Source organism: Mesorhizobium sp. M7A.F.Ca.CA.002.05.1.1 (genome assembly GCF_003998335.1).
Lineage (GTDB): Bacteria > Pseudomonadota > Alphaproteobacteria > Rhizobiales > Rhizobiaceae > Mesorhizobium.
The window spans coordinates 1-6,435 of sequence record NZ_RZQI01000298.1 but is presented as its reverse complement, the minus strand read 5'-3'; the positions used below and the strand labels follow the sequence as shown (position 1 = coordinate 6,435).

At 58.1% G+C, this 6,435-nt stretch carries 6 protein-coding genes; all 6 read right to left on the bottom strand.

Going from position 1 to position 6,435, the window contains the following annotated elements; all coding sequences use genetic code 11:
* Positions 1–106: 106 nt before the first annotated feature.
* The gene (locus EN939_RS16645) at positions 107–1,375 is read right to left on the bottom strand and encodes a hypothetical protein (protein ID WP_127268857.1); all 1,269 of its coding nucleotides are present in this window, start codon (positions 1,373–1,375) and stop codon (positions 107–109) included.
* On the bottom strand, positions 1,372–2,202 hold the full coding sequence (locus tag EN939_RS16640; RefSeq protein ID WP_164748852.1) for a glycosyltransferase family 2 protein: 831 nt from the start codon (positions 2,200–2,202) through the stop codon (positions 1,372–1,374). The genes EN939_RS16645 and EN939_RS16640 overlap by 4 nt, the downstream gene beginning before the upstream one ends.
* 97 nt (positions 2,203–2,299) lie before the next feature.
* Complete coding sequence (locus EN939_RS16635; RefSeq protein ID WP_127268854.1) at positions 2,300–3,325, bottom strand: NAD-dependent epimerase; 1,026 nt, start codon at positions 3,323–3,325, stop codon at positions 2,300–2,302.
* Positions 3,325–4,599 (bottom strand): nucleotide sugar dehydrogenase, encoded by a 1,275-nt coding sequence (locus tag EN939_RS16630; RefSeq protein WP_127268852.1) that lies wholly within the window; start codon positions 4,597–4,599, stop codon positions 3,325–3,327. The genes EN939_RS16635 and EN939_RS16630 overlap by 1 nt, the downstream gene beginning before the upstream one ends.
* 43 nt (positions 4,600–4,642) lie before the next feature.
* Positions 4,643–5,920 (bottom strand): sugar transferase, encoded by a 1,278-nt coding sequence (locus EN939_RS16625; RefSeq protein WP_236382852.1) that lies wholly within the window; start codon positions 5,918–5,920, stop codon positions 4,643–4,645.
* A 365-nt stretch (positions 5,921–6,285) separates the two neighbouring features.
* The coding region (locus tag EN939_RS16620) for a biotin transporter BioY (protein WP_206528298.1) at positions 6,286–6,435 on the bottom strand (150 nt) is incomplete at its 5' end.

The following is a 6,435-nucleotide window of genomic DNA, read 5'->3' as shown; positions in this document are numbered from 1 at the left end:
CCTCAAGACAATCCCTTCGGCCCAGTGAGAATCCCAATAGTCGTCATCAGCCACCGTGCCGACATGGACGATGCGCCTGTTTTTCTCGTCGTAGAATGCTTTCTTCTCATTCATTTCTGGCATCCGGACCGACCATCAAAACGGTGCGCTGTTTCGCACCAGGCCCTTGATCTGCAATCACATTCCTCAATGCGAAAAAGGAACAGCCAGCGGCAACGACATATCCGAACAAAAATGCCATTTCACTGCCAAGAGGCACCCGCCACCAAAGGCCCAATGCCGCCAGACAACAGCAAGCCAACGCCCCTATCGCGTAGGAATAGGTCAACGTCATCGCTTTGCTCGACCGAAGCGCAAACGGATCGATGATCACTTTTTTCGTCCTGTTGACCAGAACAGCACAAGAAACGATCCCGAACACCACAGGATCAAAAGACTTCCCCAGCCATCCGGATGCATGGCCCGAGAAAAACAGGCCAACTATTCCGGCCGCGGCCACGGTCGCAAAAATGAGTGCGATGGCCGCTCCCTCGAACAGTCCGCGCCGAAACTGCCTGACGTTTCCATTTGCGGCACTGAGAAACGCCCTTGGCACAAATACGAAGCTGGCCGCATTCATGAAGAAGCCGACGGACCGTTGTGAAAGATCGACGCAAAACGAGAAGACACCGAGATGGGTCTCGGAGCCAAGCAACAAAACAATGTATCGAATGCCGACAAACACGCCGCTCTCGGCCAGATTGCTCAACACAAATCCCCAGCCTGTGACCAGAGACCCGGCAAGATAGGAAAAGCCAGGCCGTCTCAGATTCATAGGTCCCAGGAAGGCAAATGAAATCAGCGCTCCGACGAAATAGCTGAGCGAAAAGGCTGCAAGAGCCGAGCCTACTTTCGCATCGCCGACAAGCAGGATTATGGCTCCTGCCTGGTATGCGACGGCCTGGCAAATCGCCGACCAACCGTACGCCCACAAACGCAGTTGTGACCTCAAAATCTCTTGAAGTGCGGTGTGCAAGCCGAAAGAAACGATGATGGTCGCGGCAACGGCATTGCCAAATCCCAGCCACGTCAGTGCCAGTCCAGCCAGGACGACAAACAACGCCACAACTGCGAGCACGGTCAAAATGGACGATACGTACTCTCTACCCATTCCCGCGGCATGCATTTTTGCGGAAATCGGCATTATCGAATAGGTCGCGACTCCAAAAACAAGTGTCGAAATAAATGAAACTGTCGCAATCGTCGTGCTGAAAATACCGTACTGTCCAGTCTCCAGATGGCTGCCGATGTACAGCAACGTCGCTATGTTCAGAAGACCAGGAACAATTCGTATTACGATGGCTTCCACCAACTTCCACAAGCTGGCTTCTTTCATGAAGTCACCCGCACGAATGACCTCTTGAGCAAGAACGGGAAACTCAAGACACCAAAGCTCAAACAGGCAAGAACCGCCTTGCCCAGGAACCGAACCGACCGATATCGTCCTAGCCAGAACGCCTTGATGTAGTTCAAGTTCAGCAACAACATCGGGTATGCATTTTGTCGCTGAAGAAGCCGAATCCTTGCCGTCATCCCCTCCGGCAAATATCGTTTTCGTCCAATCTCGACATTGACACAGATAACGTCGTATTCGATCGCCAATCTGGACCAGAGAAGAGATGTTGGAACGCGGCGGAACCGCCCCGCTGGGGGCACGGCAACCCGTTTAAGCAAAGGAGTTTTGATGACCTCCTTCTTGTCGCCGACCACCCGTTCGTCGGCCCGCATCTTTATCAGGTTTGTCCGTTCCGACGGAAACGGCTCTGCTGCGGTCTCTGGGTGGCCAAGAGCCATCGAGAACACAAAACCCGCAATCTTCTGATCGACACCTCTCTGCGAGAGGTGCTCACAGACCTCCGGCAAGCGATCGGTGAAGAGATCGTCGTCATCATCGAAGACCATGCAATAGTCGCCAGTGGCGGAAGCAATCGCCGAAAACATCGCACGGCCTCTGCCGTCATTCGGGCCGGTGGTGACCACCAAACTGGCATCGCGAGACGCGATTTCCGCAAGCGCTTCGTTCGTTCCGTCGGTCGAACCGTCGACATGGACGCATATCTGCAACGGACAGTCCGTACGCAACAGTTGCTGAACCAGCGCCGCAACGCGATCCCGCCGATTGAACGTGGGGATGCAGACGCTCAGTAGCGCCTGGGACTGCAATGGATTGCAGACTGCCTGTTTGCGAGCCGTATCGATTCCATCTGCTCCTGGTTAAGTGATCATGGAACAGCGCGGATCAGCCGGGAAACGCCGAACCCTATCCCCGCGCAAAATACGCCTTGTACCACTCGACGAACCGCCCGACGCCCTCGGTCACCGTCGTCGCCGGGCGGTAGCCGACCGCCTGCTCCAGCGCCGAGGTGTCGGCGAAGGTATCGGGCACGTCGCCGGGCTGCAGCGGCAAGAGTTCGACGATGGCTTTGCGGCCCAGCGCGTTTTCCAGCGCCTCGACATAGGCGGTCAGCTTCACCGGGTTGTTGTTGCCGATGTTGAAGATGCGCCAGGGGGCGCTGCTTGTGGCCGGATCCGGACGGCTGGAGTCCCAGGCGGCATTGCCCGTGGCCGGGCTGTCGCTGGCGCGGATCACGCCTTCGGCGATGTCATCGACATAGGTGAAGTCGCGCGTGTGGTTGCCGTTGTTGAACAGCTTGATCGGCTCACCGGCAAGGATGTTTTTGGTGAACAGGAACAGCGCCATGTCCGGGCGCCCCCAGGGACCATACACCGTGAAGAAGCGAAGACCGGTCGTCGGCAATCGGAACAGATGGCTGTAGCTGTGCGCCATCAGCTCGTTGGCGCGCTTGGTCGCGGCGTAGAACTGCAGCGGATGGTCGGCCGGACGATGCTCGGAAAACGGCATGTCGGTGTTGGCGCCGTAGACACTCGACGTGCTGGCATAGGTCAGGTGCGCGACGGCGCTGTTGCGGCAGGCCTCCAGCACGTTGGTGTAGGCGATGATGTTGCTTTCGACATAGGCATGCGGGTTTTCCAGGCTGTAGCGAACCCCGGCCTGGGCGGCGAGATGGATCACCCGGTCGAATGCATGGTCGGCAAAGCAGGCGTCGACCACGCTCTTGTCGGCGAGATTGCCGCGGATGAAATGATAGCCGGCATTGGTCTTACGGCTCGCCTCGTTCAGAAGCCGCAGCCTCGCCTCCTTGATCTGCGGATCGTAATAGTCGTTGACGTTGTCGATGCCGACGACCTCGTCACCGCGCTCCAGCAGCCGCTTCGCTACGTGATATCCTATGAAGCCGGCCGCGCCGGTGACCAGAACCTTCATCAGAAACGCCCATCCGTGACATGCCTGGGGAACAGACCCTTGATGTCGTAGATGACGCCCGGGGTCTTGCAAAGCGCCATCAGGCCGTCGACGCCCAACGCGCGGAACTGCCTGTGGCCGACGGCCACGATAACGCCGTCATAACGCATGTCGGGAATGTCCTTCATGCTGGCCACGCCGAAGGCACGCGCGCATTCCTGCGCGTCGACCCAGGGGTCCCATATGTCGATGCCGGCGTTGTATTCCTTCAGTTGGGCAACGATATCGGCGACCTTGGAATTCCTCAGGTCCGGGCAATTTTCCTTGAAGGCCGCGCCCATCACCAGAATCCGGCTGCCAACGACAGGTATTCCCTTGCGCATCATCAGGCGGGCCGTCTGATCCGCCGCGTGCCGACCCATGCCGTCATTGATACGGCGGCCAGCAAGAATCACCTCCGGATGATAGCCGAGTTCCTGGGCCTTGTGGGTGAGATAGTAGGGATCGACGCCGATGCAGTGGCCGCCGACGAGACCAGGCGTGAAGCGCAGGAAATTCCATTTGGTGCCGGCGGCTTCCAGCACTTCGGACGTGTCGATGCCGAGCTTGCCGAAGATAAGCGACAGCTCGTTCATCAGCGCGATGTTGAGGTCGCGCTGAGTGTTCTCGATGACCTTGGCCGCTTCGGCGACCGCAATGCTCGAGGTACGGTGTGTGCCTGCCGGCACGATCGAGGCATAGAGCGCATCGATACCTTCGGCCGCTTCCGGCGTCGAGCCGCTGGTGACCTTGACGATCGTTTGCAACCGATGCTCGCGGTCGCCCGGATTGATGCGCTCGGGACTGTAGCCGAGGAAGAACCCCTCATTGTAGCGCAGGCCCGAATGTTTCTCGATCAGCGGCGCGCACACCTCTTCCGTGCAGCCGGGATAGACCGTCGATTCGAAGATCACCACCGCGCCTGGCGATATGACCTCACCGACCAAAGTCGATGCCATGATCAGCGGTTTCAGATCCGGACGGTTGGCCCTGTCGATCGGCGTCGGAACCGTGACGATGAAAATCCCGCAATCGCGCAGAGCGGCCTTGTCGGTGGTGAATGTCAGCCGCGACGCAGCACTGATCTCATCGCTGCTGGCTTCCAGCGTATGGTCGTCGCCACGCCTCAGCGCGTCCACCCTCGACTGGTCGATGTCGAAACCGACGACATCCCTGCCGGCGCCGAAGGCGACCGCCAGCGGCAGGCCGACATAGCCAAGCCCGATGATCGCTATTTTCCTGGAGGCGAGATCCATCTGCTTCCTGCGCTTGCTATTCCAGAGCCATGCTTCGCATTGGTTATCTCGCACCAAAGCCGGTAAGCATCGTTTTCAGCGTCTTGAGAGTTATCAAAACGTCCAGCCAAGGCGAAAAGTTCTTTATGTAATAGAAATCATAGTGCAATTTTCCCATAACGTCATCGACGGCAGCCACATGCCCCTGATTTACTTGTGCCCACCCACTTATGCCCGGCCTGACGATATGCCTGTAGCGGTAGAATGGCAGCTCAGCCTCGTACCACTGCGACAGCACGACAGCTTCCGGCCGCGGTCCGATCCAACTCATTTCGCCACGCAGGATGTTGATGACCTGCGGCAGTTCGTCGATCCTGGATTTTCGCAGGAAACGCCCGACTCTGGTGATGCGGTCATCGTCGTGCCTGGTGATCGCCCTTTCCTTGTCGCTGCCGGCGCCAGAGTGCTGGCGCATCGAGCGAAACTTGTAGACCGTGCAGATCTTGCCCCGGTAGCCCATGCGTTGCTGGCGAAACAGCGCAGGACCATCGGAATCCAGCCGGATCAGCAGCGCTATCAACGCCAGAACGGGGGAAAGAACGATGATCAAGACAAGTGCCGAGACCCAGTCGACCGCCTGCTTGATCTTGAGATAGGCCTGGTTCGGATTGAGCGAACCAAGCGTGTTTTCCGACAGGTGCTCGATCTCGACCCGACCGGTCAGCGACTCTCTGACCTGCTTGACGTGGTATACGGGCGTTCCCGAAAGGGCCCGATCCGCGATGTATCGTTCCCATTCCGCGCCAAGATCGGCACGCAGATCAACGACCACGCCGCTGGCTCTTTCGATTATCGTACTGGTCGACTTGATCCAAAACCAATGCACACCCGGTAACGTCTTGAGGCGCTCGACATCTCCGCCGGGAATCACCACGAGCCGGTACGGATCGAGACGCCGCGTCAACAGGCTCAGGCCGAAGTACCAGAGCGTGGACTGCGTGAAACTGGCGGCAGCCTGAAACCGGCTGTACTCGAACCGAAAAAAGAAGATGGTCAGGAAAACAGCCCCGTAGGACAGGGCAAATGTCGGCAAGATGTAACTTGCCGCGGCCACGCCCGGGAAATTTCCGATGCGGCGATAAGACAAGAAGCCCACAAGGTGCGCGATGACCGCAGCGGCTACTGTTACCTGAAGATTGGCCGAATAGATGAATTCAGGATTGAAGACAATCCGGATGATCGCCGGCGCAAAAATCGCGAATGTCAGTCCGCCAAGCAGTTGAAACCGAATCCTGAACAGGAAGTGCCGGCTTCCGACAATAGTCGACGCTGCGACATTCAACGTCTTCCCCCCTTCCCCGAAGCTGCCGTATCGGCGACAGACCAGCGCGATAGTGCATCTGACCTGATCGTTCACAACAACGAATCGGACGTCTCGCCCCCCGGCGATTCGATACAGTCGAAGACCAAGAGCTACGACAGCGCGGCCGCGCCAGCAAGCATCTATTTCTCAGATCAACAGTTCGGGAAATTGAAAAGCCTGGGCTAATAAAGCGACTTAATGATCATTACTGAAGATGTCGCAGCGTCTAGGGCGATATAACCGACAATCTATCGAGGTTGGCGGACATCAGACCGGAAATCCGCCAGTGACGCCGCTCCGGCCAGTGGCTTGATTGCCCCTGGCCGTTTCTTCGATCGCGCGCTTCAGCCGCGCTTCAGCAGCGTCCAGACGGCCGGCACCAGGCTTGCCGCGAGCGCCACCTTGATCAGGTCGCCGACGATGAACGGCACGACGCCGAACTGCCACGACTTTTCCGGACCGATGAGCAGCGCCAGCCAGGCAAAGCCCATTGC

What these genes read in the sequence shown, in the direction of transcription:
- EN939_RS16645 (WP_127268857.1), bottom strand. Translation starts at nt 1,375, where the DNA reads ATGAAAGAAGCCAGCTTGTGGAAGTTGGTGGAAGCCATCGTAATACGA.
- EN939_RS16630 (WP_127268852.1), bottom strand. Translation starts at nt 4,599, where the DNA reads ATGGATCTCGCCTCCAGGAAAATAGCGATCATCGGGCTTGGCTATGTC.
- EN939_RS16635 (WP_127268854.1), bottom strand. Translation starts at nt 3,325, where the DNA reads ATGAAGGTTCTGGTCACCGGCGCGGCCGGCTTCATAGGATATCACGTA.